General features: G+C 69.6%; 9 protein-coding genes and 5 pseudogenes. 5 read left to right on the forward strand and 9 right to left on the reverse strand.

The window, feature by feature from the left end:
- Positions 1-3 precede the first annotated feature (3 nt).
- Entirely contained in the window at positions 4-1158 is a 1155-nt protein-coding gene (locus ACIRDU_RS27410; protein WP_403584238.1) for a FecCD family ABC transporter permease, read from the reverse strand.
- A 77-nt stretch (positions 1159-1235) separates the two neighbouring features.
- On the reverse strand, positions 1236-2213 hold the full coding sequence (locus ACIRDU_RS27415) for an ABC transporter substrate-binding protein (RefSeq protein WP_403583937.1): 978 nt from the start codon (positions 2211-2213) through the stop codon (positions 1236-1238).
- 85 nt (positions 2214-2298) lie between these two features.
- On the opposite strand from ACIRDU_RS27415, the gene ACIRDU_RS27420 reads away from it, so the two are divergent.
- Positions 2299-3492: a YncE family protein gene (locus ACIRDU_RS27420; RefSeq protein WP_403583939.1), complete on the forward strand. Its 1194-nt coding sequence runs from the start codon at positions 2299-2301 to the stop codon at positions 3490-3492.
- Between the two features lie 636 nt (positions 3493-4128).
- On the opposite strand, the gene ACIRDU_RS27425 is transcribed toward ACIRDU_RS27420, so the two are convergent.
- Both ACIRDU_RS27425 and ACIRDU_RS27430 read right to left on the reverse strand, forming a co-directional pair.
- Complete coding sequence (locus ACIRDU_RS27425) at positions 4129-5550, reverse strand: non-reducing end alpha-L-arabinofuranosidase family hydrolase (RefSeq protein WP_403583942.1); 1422 nt, start codon at positions 5548-5550, stop codon at positions 4129-4131.
- A 199-nt stretch (positions 5551-5749) separates the two neighbouring features.
- A pseudogene (locus ACIRDU_RS27430) lies at positions 5750-6088 on the reverse strand (xylosidase); the annotation flags it as partial.
- A 1193-nt stretch (positions 6089-7281) separates the two neighbouring features.
- Between ACIRDU_RS27430 and ACIRDU_RS27435 the strand changes: the two are divergent.
- The 3 genes and pseudogenes from ACIRDU_RS27435 to ACIRDU_RS27445 form a co-directional block, all read left to right on the forward strand.
- The gene (locus ACIRDU_RS27435; protein ID WP_403583944.1) at positions 7282-8712 is read left to right on the forward strand and encodes an endo-1,4-beta-xylanase; all 1431 of its coding nucleotides are present in this window, start codon (positions 7282-7284) and stop codon (positions 8710-8712) included.
- 100 nt (positions 8713-8812) lie between these two features.
- A complete protein-coding gene (locus tag ACIRDU_RS27440; protein ID WP_403583947.1) occupies positions 8813-10114 on the forward strand; it encodes an RICIN domain-containing protein in 1302 nt (433 codons plus the stop codon).
- Between the two features lie 292 nt (positions 10115-10406).
- Positions 10407-10594 (forward strand): annotated as a pseudogene (locus ACIRDU_RS27445) (substrate-binding domain-containing protein); the annotation flags it as partial.
- A 145-nt stretch (positions 10595-10739) separates the two neighbouring features.
- On the opposite strand, the gene ACIRDU_RS27450 reads toward ACIRDU_RS27445, so the two are convergent.
- The 3 genes and pseudogenes from ACIRDU_RS27450 to ACIRDU_RS27460 form a co-directional block, all read right to left on the reverse strand.
- Positions 10740-11582, reverse strand: a complete 843-nt coding sequence (locus ACIRDU_RS27450; protein ID WP_403583949.1) for an RNA polymerase sigma factor SigF — start codon at positions 11580-11582, stop codon at positions 10740-10742.
- 116 nt (positions 11583-11698) lie between these two features.
- Positions 11699-13461 (reverse strand): annotated as a pseudogene (locus ACIRDU_RS27455) (thiamine pyrophosphate-dependent enzyme).
- Between the two features lie 14 nt (positions 13462-13475).
- Positions 13476-15059, reverse strand: coding sequence for an FMN-binding glutamate synthase family protein (locus ACIRDU_RS27460; RefSeq protein WP_403583951.1), 1584 nt, complete (start codon positions 15057-15059; stop codon positions 13476-13478).
- Between the two features lie 269 nt (positions 15060-15328).
- On the opposite strand from ACIRDU_RS27460, the pseudogene ACIRDU_RS27465 reads away from it, so the two are divergent.
- Positions 15329-15723 (forward strand): annotated as a pseudogene (locus ACIRDU_RS27465) (cardiolipin synthase B); the annotation flags it as partial.
- 85 nt (positions 15724-15808) lie between these two features.
- Here ACIRDU_RS27465 and ACIRDU_RS27470 read toward each other — a convergent pair.
- Positions 15809-16097, reverse strand: a pseudogene (locus ACIRDU_RS27470) (aldo/keto reductase); the annotation flags it as partial.
- An 80-nt stretch (positions 16098-16177) separates the two neighbouring features.
- Positions 16178-17560, reverse strand: coding sequence for a condensation domain-containing protein (locus ACIRDU_RS27475; RefSeq protein WP_403583954.1), 1383 nt, complete (start codon positions 17558-17560; stop codon positions 16178-16180).
- Between the last annotated feature and the right edge of the window lie 141 nt (positions 17561-17701).

Genomic DNA, 17701 nt, shown 5'->3' on the forward strand with positions numbered 1-17701 from the left:
GGGTCACCGTACGTCCTCCGTTTCGGTCGCCCCGGAAGGGGGCGGGCAGCCATCGTCGAGCCCGTCGTGCCCGGGCGCGTCTGCGCTGACGTCGTCCGACGCCTCTGCGCGAGGGATGTCGTCCGCGACACCGGAAGCCGCCTTCCCCGGCCCGGGCAGCGGCTCGCGCACCGCGGCCGAGGCGGCCGGCCGGCGCCGGGCCGCCCGACCGCGACCGCCCGACCGCATCAGCGCGACCCCGGCCGGCACCCCCAGCAAAGCCGTCCACGCACCGGCCGGTGTCTCCACGGGCGCCAGCGCCAGCCGAGCCGGGAGGTCGGCGACGGCCACGGCGACCGCGCCCCAGACGGCGGACCATGGAAGCCAGCGCACCGCCCCCACTGCGGGGTTGAACCACCGGGCCAGGTGCGGGGCGAGGAAGCCCACCCACGCGACGGGCCCGCACACGGCCGTCACCGGGGCGATCAGCACCACCGCGATGGCCAGTGCCGCCAGCCGGGCGCGCTGCGCGCGCACACCCAGCGCCTCGGCGTCCTCGTCGCCCAGCCGCATCACCGACAGCACCGGCGCGCACAGCACGAGCGCGGGGGCCGCGACGAGCAGCCACGGCCACAGACCCGCCACGTCGTCCCAGGTCCGGGCGGACAGGGAGCCGAGTAGGTAACGGTAGATGAGCTGGAGGTCCAACTGGTCGGCCATGACCATCAGGACGAGCAGCGCGGCCTGCAACGCGGCCGCCACCGCGGCGCCGGTCAGCAGCACAGCGGACGGACTGCGGCCGAGCCCGGCGGCCAGGAGCGTGAGGCCGCCGCCGAGCGCGGCCCCGCCGATGGCCAGCATCGGCTGGACGGCGGCGGGCAGCGACAGGCTCAGCACCAGCGGCGCGGCCACCCCCAGAGCGGCACCGGACGACACGCCCAGCATCTCCGGCACCGCCAGGGGATTGCGCAGCGCCTCCTGGAGCACGAGCCCGGCCGCACCCAGACAGGCTCCGGCGACGAGCGCCAGCACGAGTCGGGGCACGCGGAGTTCGGTGACGACGATCCCGGCGAGCGTGGTGTCCCCGTCCAGTACCGCGGCGACCAGCCGGTGCGGTGGGACGTAGGGGGTGCCGAGGCTGAGCGCGCAGACCGAGGAGACGGCCAGCAGGACGACCACCAGGAGCGGCTGCCCCCTGCGCGCGCCGCGCGACGCCCGCTGTCCGCCCGAGGCGACGGGTGCCGAGAGGGGCGTCCTCACCGCAGGGCGGCCGTGGCCTCGTCGAGGACGATGCCGAGTGAGCGGGTGCCCCGGCCCTTGGCCCACACCTCCGAGTTCACCTCGTGGACGTCGCCGTTCTTCACCGCCGGGATCTTGCCCCAGAGAGGGTTGTCGGCCAGCTTCTCCGACAGCTTGCCGTCCGCGTCGCCGAAGCTCAGGGTCTCGACGAACAGCACGTCGACGTCTTGGGCGAGAATCTCTTCGAGGCTGTAACTGCCCTCCACGCCACGGGACTTCCACGGGTAGTCGGCGATCTTGGGGAAGAGGCTGGCGGCCACGTCGGACTCCGGGGTCGCGACGCCGAAGTTCTCGTCACTGCCGTAGATGACGAGAGCGGTCTTGTCGCTGGGCGCCTTCTCGGCGGCGGCGAGCTTGGTCCGGAAGGTCTTCTCGGCCTTCTCCCCCTCGGCGGTGCGCCCGGTGAGCGCGGCGAGATCGCGCAGGTATCCCACGCTGTCCTCCCACGTCTCGGGCTGCATGGCCCAGAACGTCGTGGCGCCCTTGAGCGCCGGGGCGAGCTTTCCGTGCGTGTCTCCCAGGCCGATCACGAGGTCGGGCTTGTGGGAGAGGATCGCCTCCACCTCCGGGGCGATGAATCCGCCGGGGATGACGTCGACCTCCTTGGCCTTCTCCTCCCCCAGGAAGTCCGGGTGGGCGAGCAACGCGCTGTTGGTGGCCGTCGGAACGATGCTCAGCTCGGTCAGGATGTCGTCGCAGAGTGCGAACAGGCAGACGATCCGCTCGGGTTCCTTCTTCAGGGAGACCTTGACGCCGTTGGTGTCGGTCAACTCCGTGGACGCCTTGATGGGTTCAACCCTGACGTCCGTCTTCGCCGTCGGCCCGGCCTTGTCACTCGCGGGTTCTTCGGACGACGAGCCGCAGCCGACCAGAACGGAACCCACCACCGCTGCGGTGATCCAACCACGGACGAATCTCGACGGTGCGCGCAGCATCGATGCCCTCGCTCTTCCTCGGATACCGGGAACGCACCGAAGATACATGATAATCGTTTTCACCAGACCGGTTTCTGGAGGACCCATGCCCGCACCCGTCCTGCTCGTCTCCGACCATGTGGACGGATCCGTCCATGTGCTGACCGTGCCGGACGGCACCGTCGTGGGACGCCTCACCGGCCGTCACCTCTCCGAGCACGCCGGGTTCCTGGCGCTGCCGGGCGGACGGGTGGCCTGCGTCGACGACCGCCGAGGGGAGCTGCTGGTACTCGATCCGTTCAGCGAGACGCTCGTGGAACACACGGTTCCCGTGGCCGTGCCGGCCGAGCACCTCGCCTGCGACCCGTCCGGGCGCCGGCTGGCCGTCACCACCGGCCTGGGTGCGAACACCGAACCGTGGTCGGACCTGCTGACCGTGCTCGACCTGGCCACCGGAGACACGGCACGGGTACGCACCCGCGTCGGCGAACCGGGCGTGACGGTGCTGGGCGGCGACGATCCGCTGGTCGTGCTCCGGCACCGCGAGCCCGGGGAGCTGGCCGTCCACCGGTTCGCCGACCTCCTCGCGGCTCCGCCCGGCTGCCCCCCGCTCACACCGCACGCGGTCCTGCCGCTGCCGGACGACGGACACGGGGACGCGCAGGTACCCGGCACGGGAGACGTGTTCGCGGCCACGGGCGAGGGAGTGCACCGGGCCCGGAGGAAGGGCGACGTACTCGTCAGCGAGGCGGTCGTCCCCTGGGGGTCGCCCGCCCGCGGCTGGTACCTCCGGCTCGATACACGTCGGCGGGCACTGTGGAGCACGCTGCGCGGCGGCGACCCGGACCCGCTGCGCTGGCCGGAATGGACCAACCAGGCGTGGCGGCACGACCTGGAGACGGGCCGCACGCTCCACACGGAACTCGGCCCCGGGCTCGTCTTCCGGCTGGCCCTCGCCCGGTGCCACACCGCCTTCACCCGCATCCACCCCGACGGCGACGAACTGGTCCTCCTGGGCACCGACGGCACCGTCCGCCGGATTCCCCTGCCTGCCATGGAGGGCGCTCCGCGTCGCGGCGGCACCCCCTGGGAGGGCGTCCAGCGCCGGGCGGTGGCCGCCTCACCGGGGTCCGACTGGATCGCCGTCAGCCGGGGCGGCCACGGCGAGGTGCACCTCGCCGACGCGGAGACGGGGCACGAGGTGACCCGTCTGCGGCCGGGTACTCCGCTGCACCACGGCGGCCACATGACGCTACGCAGCCGCGACGACGGTGCCGACGGTGATCCCGTGGGCCGGTGACGACGGCTTCAGGCCGGCACGGTCCGTACGTCCGGGGCGGCCAGGGTGGTCGGTGCGGCCGGGGCGGGCGCTCGCCGGTATCCGGCACCGCGCCCCGGCCCGCCGACGGGACCCGGCCGGCGACGCTCTCGGGACGCCATTTCACTCCCGTACCTCACGACGTCCTTGTAAGCGTCAAACGAGCGTCCGACAACGGTGATCCTCGAGCCGTACGCCGACCGCCGCAGCGAGGGCGACGGCCGGGCGCTCGTAAAGAGCCTCCTGGGTCTCGCGCGGGACACGTCGCAGTTGCCGCAGGGATCCCCTCCTCCTTCCGGTCGACGATGCAGAAGCAGCCGTCCCCGTCACCCGAGGGCGCGGTGGATGATCCGGAGCGTCACGGTGTGGACGAGAGTGGCAGGCGTGGCGCGTCCGGTGGCGGGCTCTCCGTAGGGGGGTCCGAACCCCTCGGCCTCTCCGACGACGGGCTGGGCCGCGACGACGGCGCCCGAGGCGAGAGGAACCCCGGCCGCCGCCCGGCTGGGGTTCCTCGAGGCGGCGAGTGTCGGTCATCTGGTGGAATCGACCACGCTGTGAACCGCTCGCCCACGCGCCTGCAGACCGCACCACATCACGGTCACCGTGAAATCGGGAAGGTCAGCGTTGCAGGGTGAGGACACCCGGCCGCCACGGCAGTCGGTTGTAATCGCCGCCCGCGTTGGGGGACTTGCCCTGGTAGAGGAACTGCAGGTTGCAGGGGTCGATGGTCATGGTCTGGTCGGGGTTGTTGCGGACCAGGTCACCGTGGCTGATGTCGTTGGTCCAGGTGGCACCGCTGTTGGCCTTGCCCGCGAAGGGGGTGCTCTCGCTGGCGGCCTGCGGGGTCCACGAGCCGTTCAGGCTGGAGGCCGTGAACGAGCGGAAGTAGCGCGCACCGTTCGCGCCCATCGCCTCGACGATCATGAGGTACTGGTTCTGGCCCTGGACCTTGTAGACCTGTACGCCCTCGAAGAGGTTGGCCTTCGTGTCGCTCATGATCGTCGTGTACGACGAGCCGAAGTTGCCCGGGAAGTTCCCGATCGGCATGCTCGCGCGGTAGATCTTGCCGTTGTCACCGGCGAAGAACAGGTACATGTTCTGGCCGTCGGCGATCAGTGTCTGGTCGATCGGGCCGGTGTCGGAGCCGGAGATGCTCCCGGTGAACAGCGGCTGCGGCGCGGACCATCCGTTGGGGTTGGTGGGGTCGCTCGACGTGCGGTAGATGAAGGGCCAGGCACCCCACTGGTAGGCCAGCACCCAGATGTTCTTGGGCGCGAAGTAGAACAGTGTGGGGGCCACCGCGGCCTGGTTCATGCCGGTCTGACCCGCCGACGCCATGTCCGACCAGTTCGTGAAGGGACTGAACATCATCGAGCCGTACGCCGATCCCGAGAAGTTCGACGCGTAGACCAGGTGCCTGCCGTTGTGCGTCACAGTGGTGAAGTCCTTCAGGGAGGCCCACCCGTTCGCCGGCTGCGCCAGCGCACCCGTCGATGTCCACCGGTACGTCGACGGAAGAGAACACGTGCCGCCCGGCGGCGCGGACAGGCCGGTCCACTTCTGGTTGCTGCCGCCGTTGCACCTCCCGATCTGCACCGCTGTGCCGTTGGCCGTACCGGCGCCCGCAACCTCCAGGCACAGCCCGGACTCCACGCCGACGACCGTGCCGTCGGAGTTGACGCGCCACTGCTGGTTCGCACCACCGGAACACGTCCAGATCTGCACCCGGGTACCGGCCGCGGTGGCGTGACCCGGAACATCCAGGCACTTGTTGCCGTACACGGTCAGCTGATTGCTGTCGGTCACCGTCCAGTGCTGGTTGGTCCCGCCCCAGCAGTCCCAGATCTGCAGATACGTGCCGTCGGTCTGGCTGGCGCCCGGCACATCGAGACACCGGTTCGAACCAACACCGCGCAAGGCGCCACTGGTAGCCGCCTGAGCCGGGGTGGCGACGAGCATCGCCGCCAACGCGGCCAGGACCGCAACCGCGGCGGCGAGCACCGCAGACGGATGCCTGCGGCTGAAACTTCCTCTGCGCATGGGGACTTCCTCAACCTTGAGTAGGCGGTTCCGGTCGGCCTCGTCAGAGGTTGTCCGGACTGTCGGTGCGGTGCGGTGTGCGGCGGCCTGCGAACACCACGGCAGACCGCTTGTGACTTCCCGGTTCTTCGCAACCTCCCGGAAGACCGGTGGTGCCCGGCGCCTTCGGACGGCATGGGCACCCGGGGTGGAGACTTGCGAGGGTCGTGCCGTCGAACGTGTCGACGCCGGTCATGGGGATGCCCTGGCGGGGCGGCGGCATGGCCGGGCTGGGACGGGAGGTGCCCCATGCGCCGTTCACCGATGGGACGACGGGCCACCCCTCCCAGGTTCATGCGACCGGGGCCGACGCGGGCACCCGGCCGCCGGGGCAGATGTCGACGAATACCAGGTAGTGCCAGGCGCCGTTGCACGTCTTGACCAGGCCGCCCTGGTGCGGGACGCCTCCGCCGGGGACAGGCCCGCGCAGGCCGAGGAGCACCTGCCGCCTCGTGTACGGACCGAAGGGGCCGGCCGACGACTTCGGGACGTACTGCCCGGTGTTCTCGGCAGCGAAGCCGGTAAGGGTCACCGGCGTGCGGCGGCGCGGAAGAGATTGACGAGTCCATGACACGTGCACGCGACGCGACTCCTTGCGCTCGGCGTTCGAGGGTGAACCCCCGGAGATGCCTTGCTGTGCGATGGAGCGACCCCGGCGTTCGCGACCCCGAACAGACGTCGGAATGTCGGGCAACCTGAATGATAGGGAACCGGTGAACGGCGTCAATACCTCTCGCAACGGTCGCTACGAATGCCGAAATGTTTCGCTGGGGCTATGCGCGAAACGAAGCACGTCACACCATCAAATGGCTGCAGTCCGCCACCATTTGGTGCCGGAGCGGAGTGATCTCGGGGACGGTGCCGGCACCCGACCGCCCGGTCTCCAGCGTCCGCGACCTCCCGACCTCCGGAACGGCGTCAGGAGATTCCAACCTCACTCCAGGCCTCGGGGAAGGAGTCCCCGGGCGCCCGGGGATCTCGGCGGACGACTGCGACTGAGCTCACCCACGCACACGCCTGTCTGAATCTGACGACCCTTCAGGCCAGCGACATCCCTGGCACTCGCCCGGATCCTGTGCGCAGGGAGATCGCCTCCGCGATCACCGGGGCCTCCCCTCGAGCAGGCCCCGCTCACCGCCCGACTCATCGGGATTCCGAATGTTTCGGGCGAGGAACTGAAACTTTTCCTGCGGGGAGTGTTGACGACCTATCGCCAATACCTCAATCATCCCTGTTTGAGGAGGGGCCGCAGTTCAAGATGTCGAACCATGTCGGCCCTGAGCACATGTGTGCTGCACGGCAGATCCCACGCACAGCTGCACGACAGATCGCGCAACGCACCACAGCACCTGCGCCACCCCGTCACGTTCCGGTGAGGTTCGCACCAGCGCATCCTGGCTCTTCGCGCAGTTGGAGAGGTACGCAACGCCGCGCGGCGGTCCCCCGGCTGAGCCGCGATGGAGTGCCCCCATGCCTGTGTCGAAACAGCGCTGCCGCCCGCCGTACGTCACCCGACGGCCGACCGGGTGCCGTCCGTGCCGGTTGAGATCGTCCCGGTCCCATGACCGCGGTGTCCGGTGATTCCGTGCTGCCCGGGTTCCGGCCCGCCCCGTCCGTCTGCCGAGTGGGAGCCGGGCGACGCATTCCCCTGCGCTTCAGTCCTTCCGTGATGTCTACCTTGGAGGCACAGTCATGGGCTCGTATGCCCTTCCCAGACCGGCTATCCGCCAAAAGATCCGCAGCCTGCTGTTGGCGCTGGTCGTCGGCGTCCTCGGTGTGGTCGCCGCACTGGTCGCGCCGCCGACCGCGCACGCCGCAGAGAGCACGCTCGGCGCCGCGGCGGCGCAGAGCGGCCGCTATTTCGGTACCGCCATCGCCTCGGGCAGGCTGGGCGACTCGGCGTACACGACGATCGCGGGCCGTGAGTTCAACTCGGTGACGGCCGAGAACGAAATGAAGATCGACGCCACCGAACCGCAGCGGGGCCAGTTCAACTTCACCGCCGGTGACCGCGTCTACAACTGGGCGGTGCAGAACGGCAAGCAGGTGCGCGGCCACACCCTGGCCTGGCACTCCCAGCAGCCGGCCTGGATGGCGAGCCTCAGCGGCAGCACGTTGCGCCAGGCGATGATCAACCACATCAACGGCGTGATGGGCCACTACAAGGGCAAGATCGCCCAGTGGGACGTCGTGAACGAGGCCTTCGCCGACGGCAGTTCGGGAGCCCGGCGCGACTCCAACCTGCAGCGCACCGGCAACGACTGGATCGAGGTCGCCTTCCGCACCGCGCGCGCCGCCGACCCGGCCGCCAAGCTCTGCTACAACGACTACAACGTCGAGAACTGGACGTGGGCCAAAACCCAGGCCATGTACGCCATGGTCAGGGACTTCAAGCAGCGCGGCGTGCCGATCGACTGCGTCGGCTTCCAGGCGCACTTCAACAACGACAGCCCCTACCACAGCAACTTCCGCACCACCCTGCAGAACTTCGCCGCCCTCGGCGTCGACGTGGCCATCACCGAACTCGACATCCAGGGCGCCCCGGCCTCGACCTACGCCAACGTGACCAACGACTGCCTGGCCGTCCCGCGCTGCCTCGGCATCACCGTCTGGGGCGTGCGCGACACCGACTCCTGGCGACCGCAGCACACGCCGCTGCTGTTCAACGGCGACGGCAGCAAGAAACCCGCCTACACCGCCGTCCTCAACGCACTCAACGGCGGCTCCTCCACGCCCCCTCCCGGTTCCGGACAGATCAAGGGCGTCGGATCGGGCCGCTGCCTGGACGTGCCGGGCACCAGTACCACCGACGGCACCCAGCTCCACCTGTGGGACTGCCACAACGGCACCAACCAGCAGTGGACGTACACCGCCGCCGGTGAGCTCAGGGTCTACGGCAACAAGTGCCTGGACGCCGCAGGCGCTGGCAACGGCACCAAAGTCCAGATCTACAGCTGCTGGGGGGGCGACAACCAGAAATGGCGCCTCAACTCCGACGGATCCATCGTCGGCGTCCAGTCCGGCCTCTGCCTCGACGCCGCCGCGGGCGGCACCGCCAACGGCACCCTGATCCAGCTCTACTCCTGCTCGAACGGCAGCAACCAACGCTGGACCCGCACCTGATGAGGCCGGCCACAAACGAAGGGATGAATCGATGAGGACCTGCGGTGCGGTTTCCCCCGCCCCTCCATTGAGACATCGCTGGTGGTCCCGGGTCGCCGCCGTGGTGGCTGCGACGCTCGCCATCGGCATGCTGGCCACGGTGAATCCCGCGCCCGCCGAGGCGGCGACGGTGGACACCAATGCCTGGTACGTCCTGGTCAATCGCAACAGCGGCAAGGCGCTGGACGTCTCTGGCACGTCCACCGCCGACGGCGCGCGGGTCAGCCAGTGGACGCGCAACGACGGAGCCAACCAGCAGTGGCAGTTCGTGGCCTCCGGTGACGGCTTCTACCGCCTCAAGGCCCGGCATTCGGGCAAGGTTCTCGACGTGTCCGGCGCCTCGAGCGCAGACGGTGCCGCGATCCAGCAGTGGGCCGACCACAACGGGACCAACCAGCAGTTCCGCCTGGCCGACTCCGACGCGGGCCACGTCCGGCTGATCAACCGCACCAGCGGCAAGGCGATGGAGGTCCAGGGCGCCTCCACCGCCGACGGCGGCAACGTCGTCCAGTACACCGACTGGGGCGGCGCCAACCAGCAATGGCAGATGATCAAGCTGTCGTCCGGTGGCGGCGGCGGATGCGGCAGCGCCCCGACTCTGGCGAGCGGTACGCACACGATTCAGAGCGGCGGCAAGAGCCGTAGCTTCATCCTCAGGGTCCCCGCCAACTACGACAACAGCCGCCCCTACCGGCTGATCTTCGCGTTCCACTGGCGGGGCGGAACCGCCGGCGACGTCGCCTCGGGCGGCACGAGCGGGAACGCCTGGTCCTACTACGGCCAACAGGAACAGTCGAACAACAGCGCGATCCTCGTCGCCCCCCAGGGCCTCGGCAACGGCTGGGCCAATGCGGGCGGTGAGGACGTCACCTTCGTCGACGACATGATCCGGCGCATCGAGGGCGGCCTGTGTGTCAACCCGGCACAGCGCTTCGCCACGGGATTCAGCTGGGGCGGCGGCATGAGCTACGCACTCGCGTGCAGCCGGGCGAACGTCTTCAGGGCCGTCGCCGTCATCGCCGGTGCTCAGATCAGCGGGTGCAGCGGCGGCACCCAGCCCATCGCCTACTTCGGAATCCACGGCATCAGCGACTCCGTACTCAACATCGGGCAAGGACGGTCCCTGCGCGACAGATTCGTCAGCAACAACGGCTGCACCCCCCAGAGCCCGCGCGAGCCCGCGCCGGGCAGCCGAACGCACATCACCACCACCTACTCGGGCTGCCGTGCCGGATACCCGGTCCAATGGGCCGCGTTCGACGGAGGCCACATACCCGGTCCGGTCGACGGCTCCCCCAACGAAAGCGGCGTCACCACCTGGACCAAAGCAGAGATCTGGAGGTTCTTCGCACAGTTCCAGTGACCCGCCCGCACCACGGAGTGGAGCCAGGACGATCCCGGCTCCACTCCGGCGACGTCCGTCCCGGATTGAAGGACGAACAAGCCTGTTTCAGGAGAGCTCCCACGCCTTCGGACTGCTCACGGCCGGCGAACAGGCCGTGGGAGAAGTGGCTCCAAGAACACGGACGGAGGTCTCGCGCGCCCGGTTCAAGGCGTCGCAGGCCACCACGGCCGCGGGTTTGCTGAACGAGGGCGATGGTGACGGCGATTCTCGGCGGCCTCCGCCGGGAGATGGTCGGCGGGCCACTCTTCCTGACGACGTACCGGTCGCGGCCTGGGTGGAACCCCCGAACCCCCGCTGACCACGGTGCGCCAGCCGCTGACCGAAAGGGCGGCCGCGGCCACGGAGTTGGCGCTGTCTCTCGGCCGCGGCGAGAAGGTTCCGCAGCTCGGCCTCGAGATCGCCACCCGACTTGTGGTCCGCGACAGCACGGCTCCGCCACCGGCGAGCGTCGGCAACTCTCCCGCACAAGGGACGGGCGCTCGGCGTGCTGCTCACCGCGGCAGGCGAACGGGGCATGCGGCGCCGCCTTCCCCCACCCCACGGCGGCGCGCTGCCCAACCGTCCGGCCAACGACCTCAAGCGTTCAGTGTGTGCTGAGCATGCCTGTGCGCAGGCGGGTCAGGAGGCGTGAGATCAGGCGGGAGACATGCATCTGGGAGACACCGAGGTGTTCGGCGATCTGGGCTTGGGTCAGTTCCTCCACGAAACGCCAGTGGATGATCTTTCGATCCCGTTCGTCGAGTTCGGCGATCATCGGTGCGAGGGCGTGGAAGTCCTCGACCAGGCCGAGGGCCGCGTCCTCGTTGCCGATGAAGTCCGCGAGCGCGGCTTCGCCGTCCTCGCTGCCGCTGATCGCGGCGTCCAGGGAGGCGGAGTTGTAGCCGTTGGAGGCGACCTGGGCCTCGACGACCTCCTGCTCGGACAGGCTCATCAGCTCGGACAGTTCCTTGGTGGTCGGTGTCCGGCCCAGCCGGCTGCGCAGCTCCTCGTTGGCCCGGGCCAGTTGGACACGGGCCTCCTGCAGCCGACGGGGTACGTGCACGGCCCAGGACGTGTCGCGGAAGAACCGCTTGATCTCACCCACGATGTAGGGGACGGCGAAGGAGGTGAACTCCACCTCACGGGTCAGCTCGAACCGGTCGATGGCCTTGATCAGTCCGATCATGCCGACCTGGACGATGTCCTCCATCTCCTCCGGGCCTCGGCTGCGGAACCGGCCGGCCGCGTAGCGGACCAGGGACATGTTCATCTCGATCAGCGTGTTGCGGGCGTACTGGTACTCGGGGGTGCCCTCCTCCAGCGTCGCAAGCTGCTCGAAGAACAGCTTCGACAACTCCCGCGCGTCCTTGGGAGCGACCCGGGACGGGTCTGCGATCTCTGGCACGTCCACCGCCTGTCCGGCAGTCTGCACGCTCGTCGTCACCATGATGCGCCCCTCCCCATCGATCACCCTCGTCCGGGTCGGTTCACTCACCGACGTCCGCCCGCCTACCCCGACCCACGGCATGCACTCCTCGCTGTCCGGAAATTTTCGCAGCCGCGTCAGAGCGGGCGGTCGTCCCCGTGGCTACGCACGATCTCCTTGACCTTGGCCACAGCGAACCCCCAGCTCTGCTCGACGGTCGGCTTGGCCGGCACCGCGATCTCGTCCGGGTTCGTGAGCACGTCGAGCAGCACCGGCCCGGGGGTGTCGAAGGCGCGGCGTACGTCCTTCTCCAGCTCGGCCGGGTCGGTCACACGGATACCGGTGATGCCCATGGCCGTGGCGACGGCGGCGAAGTCGGGGTTGTCCAGGACGGTGCCGAACTCCGGGAGCCCGGCCTGTTCCTGTTCCAGCTTGACCATGCCCAGACGGCGGTTGTCGAAGACGACGAGTTTCACGGGGAGGTGATGTGTCTTCAGTGTCATGAGGTCGCCGAGGAGCATGCTCAGCCCGCCGTCCCCGCAGAAGGCCACCACCTGCCGCTCGTGGTCCAGGCACTGGGCCCCCAGCGCCTGCGGCATCGCGTTGGCCATCGAGCCGAGGTTGTAGGAACCGATGAGCCGCCGCTCGCCCCGCATCTCGACGAAACGCGAGAGCCACACCGTCGCCATGCCCGTGTCTGAGGTGAAGACGGCGTCGTCGTCGGCAAGCCGGTCCACCACTGCCGCCAACGCCTCCGGCCGGATGTCGTGGGTGCGGTTGTCGAGTGAGGAGCGGACGCGGCCGATCAGGCCCTTGTCATGTGCTGGATCAGCCAGCCGCGCCTGGCTCTGGCGCCACTGCCGGAAACGCTCCTGCGCCTTCTGCAGGTGCGAGCGGTCCCGCGCACCTTCCGTCCCGGCAGCGGCGGGAGCTAGGTGGGTGAGAAGGTCACGGACGGTCACGCCCGCGTCGCCGACGAGGCCGACGTCGACTGGTGTCCGCCGCCCGATGTGGGCGGCCTCGGTGTCCACCTGGATGACGGTCTTCCCCTGCGGATACCAGTCCCGGTAGGGGAAGTCGGTCCCCAGGAGCAGGAGGGTGTCCGCGTCGTGAAGGGCCGAGGCGGCGGCCGGGTTGCCGATCAGCCCGGTCTGGCCGACCTGGAACGGGTTGGTGTCGCCTTCGAAGCCCTCTTTGGCCTTGAGCGTGAGCACCATGGGCGCGGCCAGCCGGTCGGCCAGGGTCAGCACGTCCTCGCGCGCCCCGCGTGCGCCCCGTCCGACGAGCAGCGTGACCCGCTGGGCTCGGGCCAGGAGCTCGGATGCCCTCCGCACGGCGGCTTCCTCCGGCCGGCTGAGCGGAGCGTTCAGGGAGAACCGGGCCGGGCGTCCGACTCCAGTTCGCGCTCACCCAGGTCGCCGGGCACGGTCAGGACGGCGACGCCCTTGCGGCCCAGGGCATGGCGCACGGCCGTCTCGAGCATCTGCGGGAGTTGGCCGGGAGAGGTGATGGTCGCGCGGAAGACGGCAACGTCGCTGAAGAGGGCGTCGTTGTCGACTTCCTGGAAGTAGTCGGTGCCGAGTTCGGCGAGCGGTACCTGGCCGGCGATCGCCAGAACGGGGGTGTGGCTCTTGGCCGCGTCGTACAGCCCGTTGAGCAGATGGACGGAACCGGGTCCGACCGTGCCCATGCAGACGCCGAGGGTGCCGGAGAGCTGCGACTGGGCGCTCGCGGCGAATGCCGCCGCCTCCTCGTGCCGGCAGCCCACCCACTCCAGGCCCTCGGTGGTGCGGATGGCGTCCGTCAGGGGATTGAGCGCGTCTCCCACCACGCCGAACACCTGGCGCACACCGAGTTCGCTCAGTGCGTCCGCGATGACGCGGGCTACGGTACGGGCCACGTGAATCCTCCGGATCAGACGGTGAATCGGTCGGGATCGGCCGCCTGCCAGTCGGCCGCCCAGGCGGCAGGCGCCTCGGCGAGCAACTGGCCTGGTGCAAGCCACTGGTACAACTCCTCGTAGGAGCGCTCGGTGTGGGGACCGATGCGCCGCCGGAGCATGTGCGGGCGCAGCTCGGCGGGATCGGTCACGCCCATGGACGCCATGATCTGCAGGGCGCTGGCCACGGTCGCTTCCTGGAAGCGCTGGACGCGCGGCGTCTTGTCGCCGACGTCGAGGGCACGGGCGCGTCGGGGGTCCTGTGTCGTCACGCCGGTGGGACAGGTGTTCGTGTGACACCGCTGAGCCTGGATGCAGCCGACGGCGAACATCATCGCCCGCGCCGCGTTGCCGTAGTCGGCGCCCTGCACCAGGCGCTTGACCAGATCGGTGCCTGTGGCGATCTTGCCGCTCGCCCCGATTCTGACGTGGTCGCGCAGGCCCGTGCCGACGAGGGCGTTGTGCACGGTGAGCAGGCCCTCGGTCAGCGGTGTTCCCACGTGGTCGGCGAATTCCAGCGGGGCGGCTCCGGTACCGCCTTCGCCTCCGTCCACGACGATGAAGTCGGGGGCCGTGCCCTCCGCCAGCATCGCCTTGCACACGGCGAGGAACTGCCGGCGCGACCCCACGCACAGTTTGAATCCGGTCGGCTTGCCACCGGACAGCTCTCGCATCCGGGCGATGAAGCGGACGAGTTCGCGCGGGGTGGAGAACACCTTGTGGTACGGCGGCGAGATCACCGTCTGCCCCTCGGGCACGTCCCGCACCTTCGCGATCTCGGCATTGACCTTCACGCCCGGCAGTACCCCGCCGATGCCCGGTTTGGCACCCTGGGAGAGCTTCAGGGACACGCACTTGACGTGATCGTGGGTGGCCTTGCCGGCGGACTCGGCAGGGTCGAAGTCGCCGTCACCGGTGCGGCATCCGAAGTAACCGGTGCCGATCTCCCAGACCAGGTCCCCACCGGGCCTCAGGTGGTACTCCGACAGTCCGCCCTCACCGGTGTCGTGGGCGAAGCCCCCGGCCGCCGCTCCGCCGTTGAGCGCGAGGATCGCGTTGGCCGACAGCGAGCCGAAGCTCATCGCCGACACGTTCAACAGCGCCATGTCGTAGGGACGGCTGCAGTCGGGCCCGCCGATCCGTACCCGCGGAGGCGCCTGGGGCACCGGACAGGGGGCCATCGACGGCACCAGAAACTCGTAACCGGGCTGGTATACGTCCCGTTCGGTGCCGTACGGCTGCTCGGCGTCCGTGCCTTTCGCCCGCTCGTAGACGATGGCGCGGACGTCCCGGTCGAAGGGGCGCCCGTCGAAGTTCCGCTCGATGAAGTACTGCTGCAGTTCCGGGCGGATCCGCTCCAGAAGGTAGCGGGCGTGCCCCAGAACGGGATAATTGCGCAGCACCGCGTGCCGGCGCTGCAGCAGGTCCGCCGCACCCACCAGACCCAGCAGGACGAGCGGTACGGCGGCCGCGCACCACCAGGGCGAAAGACCGACCGCGGCAACGGCCGTCAGCATGCCGGCGGCCAGAGTCAGGGCGACGATTGCCATACGAGTCACCTCTCGCTCATTGCCCTGACGTGGCCTTACAGTCCTGCCGCTTCGTCAAGAAAGCGGCAAGGTGGTGCGTAGCGGCATGACGACGAATCTCGACAATTCCCGAGCCCTGTGCCAGGGAACGCCTGACGGACATCACGCACCGCGGCCCTGTCCCGGCCGATGCCGGGAGTGAGGCGGTGGCTGCCGGGCCTCTGCTCTCTCGGGCTGGTCCGGCGGCCGCGACGATCCGTCCTTTGCTGTCCTCTTGGCCCAACGGGAGATTCGGTGTGATGCCCGACGGCATACCTGCGGCCGCTGATCGTGGCACCGAACCTGACGCGGAAGCCCGCAAGCAACGCCTGCGCCGCCGCCTCGAGCGGTTGACCGGTGTGGCCGCGACCGAAGGCAACGAGGTGGTGCCGCCGCGCAACGGTGACAAGATTCTTCCCGCGATGCTCGGCGTAATCCGCTCCGCCCGCCACACGATCGACATGATGACATTCGTCTACTGACGCGGTCAGTCGCCCGCGACTTCACCGCCGCTCTCGCCGGTGTGCAGGTGGCCTGGTTCCGCAAGCCCGTTCGGCTGTCACCGTTCAAGCAGAACCACCGCTGCCACCGCAAAGCCCTCATCGTCGACGAGCACACCGCGTCCCCCGGCGGCGTCGGCATCGCCTCATGCGGCGGCTCGGGCCATGGGTGCCCACAGGAGACTCGCTCCCGCACCGGGGCAACACCGCCACTCGGCATCCCGCGCAGCGACGATGTTCGAGCATCGCAGACTGGTTCATGCCGGCGCCGATCGCGCCGATCACATCCTGGTCGCGCAACTCCGCCAGCGTGGGCATGGCCTCCTCGGCCGCCTGCCGCCCGTGGACGTTCGGATCGTGCAGGTAGACGATGTCGAGGCGATCCAGGCCGGTGCGCTCAAGCGTGTCCTCGATGGAGCGGAGCACGCGAGGAGATGACGTACTCGTCACGCTGACGGCCTCGCAGGGCGGCACCCAGACGGCGCTCGGAGAGACCGAGGCCGTAGTGCGCTGCGGTGTCGAAGTACAGAGAGCCGCGCCGCTCGGATCAGGCAGCACACCCGGCGTCGTGAGTGATCTCGACGCCGACCGTCCGCGCTCCGCCGCGCTCTATGCGCCGGCGAAGGAGCCGCTCCTTGCGGCGTGACCGCCGATCGCGGCTCCGACCAGCCGGCTCTCGAAGGACCGCAGTATCTGTTCGAGATCCGTCGCGTCGAACGACGTCGCATCCGTCCCGAGACTGATTCCGGCCGTCTCGAACATGCCCCACACATCGAAGGAGAGGTTTCCGGAGTACGCGTCGACGGGTTTGGGGAATCGTCGGTAACGGCTGGATGCCATGGCTCGGTCGAGGTCCTGCGGTGTCCTGTCCGCGCGAGCCCGGATCAGCGTGCGGGGCGCTATGGGACGGATGTTGACCACGTACGGGTTGTGTGCGGAGCGGCCCAGTTCGGCGGAGACCTCGTCCAGGGATCTGGCGTAGCGGTCGGGCTCGCGCAGGCTGACGGAGGAGGATCTGACGAGTGCCGCGTCGACGGCTCGGCACAGCGCCGGGAACCGGTCGCTGCCCAGGGCCGTGTCGACCGGGACGAGCGCCCTGCCGGCGACATGGGCCACCGCCTCGCGGGACAAGGTGGTCTGCCGGTTGGGCATCACGGTGTTGAACACGCAGGTGCCGATGCCGAGGTGCTCGGCGAGCGTGCACGCGTACGCGGCTTGCAGGACGGCGGCCACGGATGTGCGGTACTGCTTCGCCAGACGGGCTGCCGCGAGGGCGACCGCCGCCGAGTCGAGGCATACGAAGTTGTAGACGGCGTCCCTGTGGCTCTGGGGAGTCCGGAGTTCGGGCATGGCGGACCGACGGAGCATGGCCCGGTCATGGGTGTCGACACGATGGGCGTGCCGCAGCCCCGAGGGACTGGCCTCGAAGCTCGCGATCTGCCGCGGCAGCCACCCCGAGCCGAGGTCGGCGCCCGGATCGGCGGCCAGTCGGGCTATGTGTTCGGCCGCGATCCGAGCGCCCGTCGTGTCCGCCGAGAAGTGGTGCAAGGACAGCGCGATGTGGATGGGTCTGCCGTCCACGGTGATGACGGCGGCCCGCAACGGCAGGTCGTCCGGGGCGAATCCGGGCTCGGCCAGTCGGAGCGTGAAGGCGCTCAGCTGGTCGTGGGTCGGCGGGGCGTCGGAGGCGTACTCGTCGATCCGGAGCACGCCGGAAGCCACGACGACCGCGCGCGGGTGCCCGTCCGCGTCACGTGGATAGAGGGTGCGCAGCGCCTCGAAGTGAGCCATGACCGCGGCGAAGGCATGCAGCACCGCGGACATGTCGGGCCGGCCGTCCAGTGCCCGCCCCATCCGTACGTTCCTGTTGCGGGGTCCGTGGAGATGGGGGTGGCATCCTTCGCGTTCATGGGCCTTCTGCGACCAGGTCAGTTCATGCTCTCCGGCGGTGCCGGCGACGAAGACGACGTCATGGCGTGCGGTCTGTCGCATACCCGCCCCGGCCCTCCTCCGGTACGGACCCCGATCCTCCACACCGTCCGGCGGTACGACGACGCGGCCGGAGCCCGGGCGCCCCCTGTTCAGGCAGAGGATAGATCCGCGCGGGCCGCGTGCGTCAATGGCCGGAGAGTG

Source organism: Streptomyces sp. NPDC093598 (assembly GCF_044764825.1).
GTDB lineage: Bacteria > Actinomycetota > Actinomycetes > Streptomycetales > Streptomycetaceae > Streptomyces.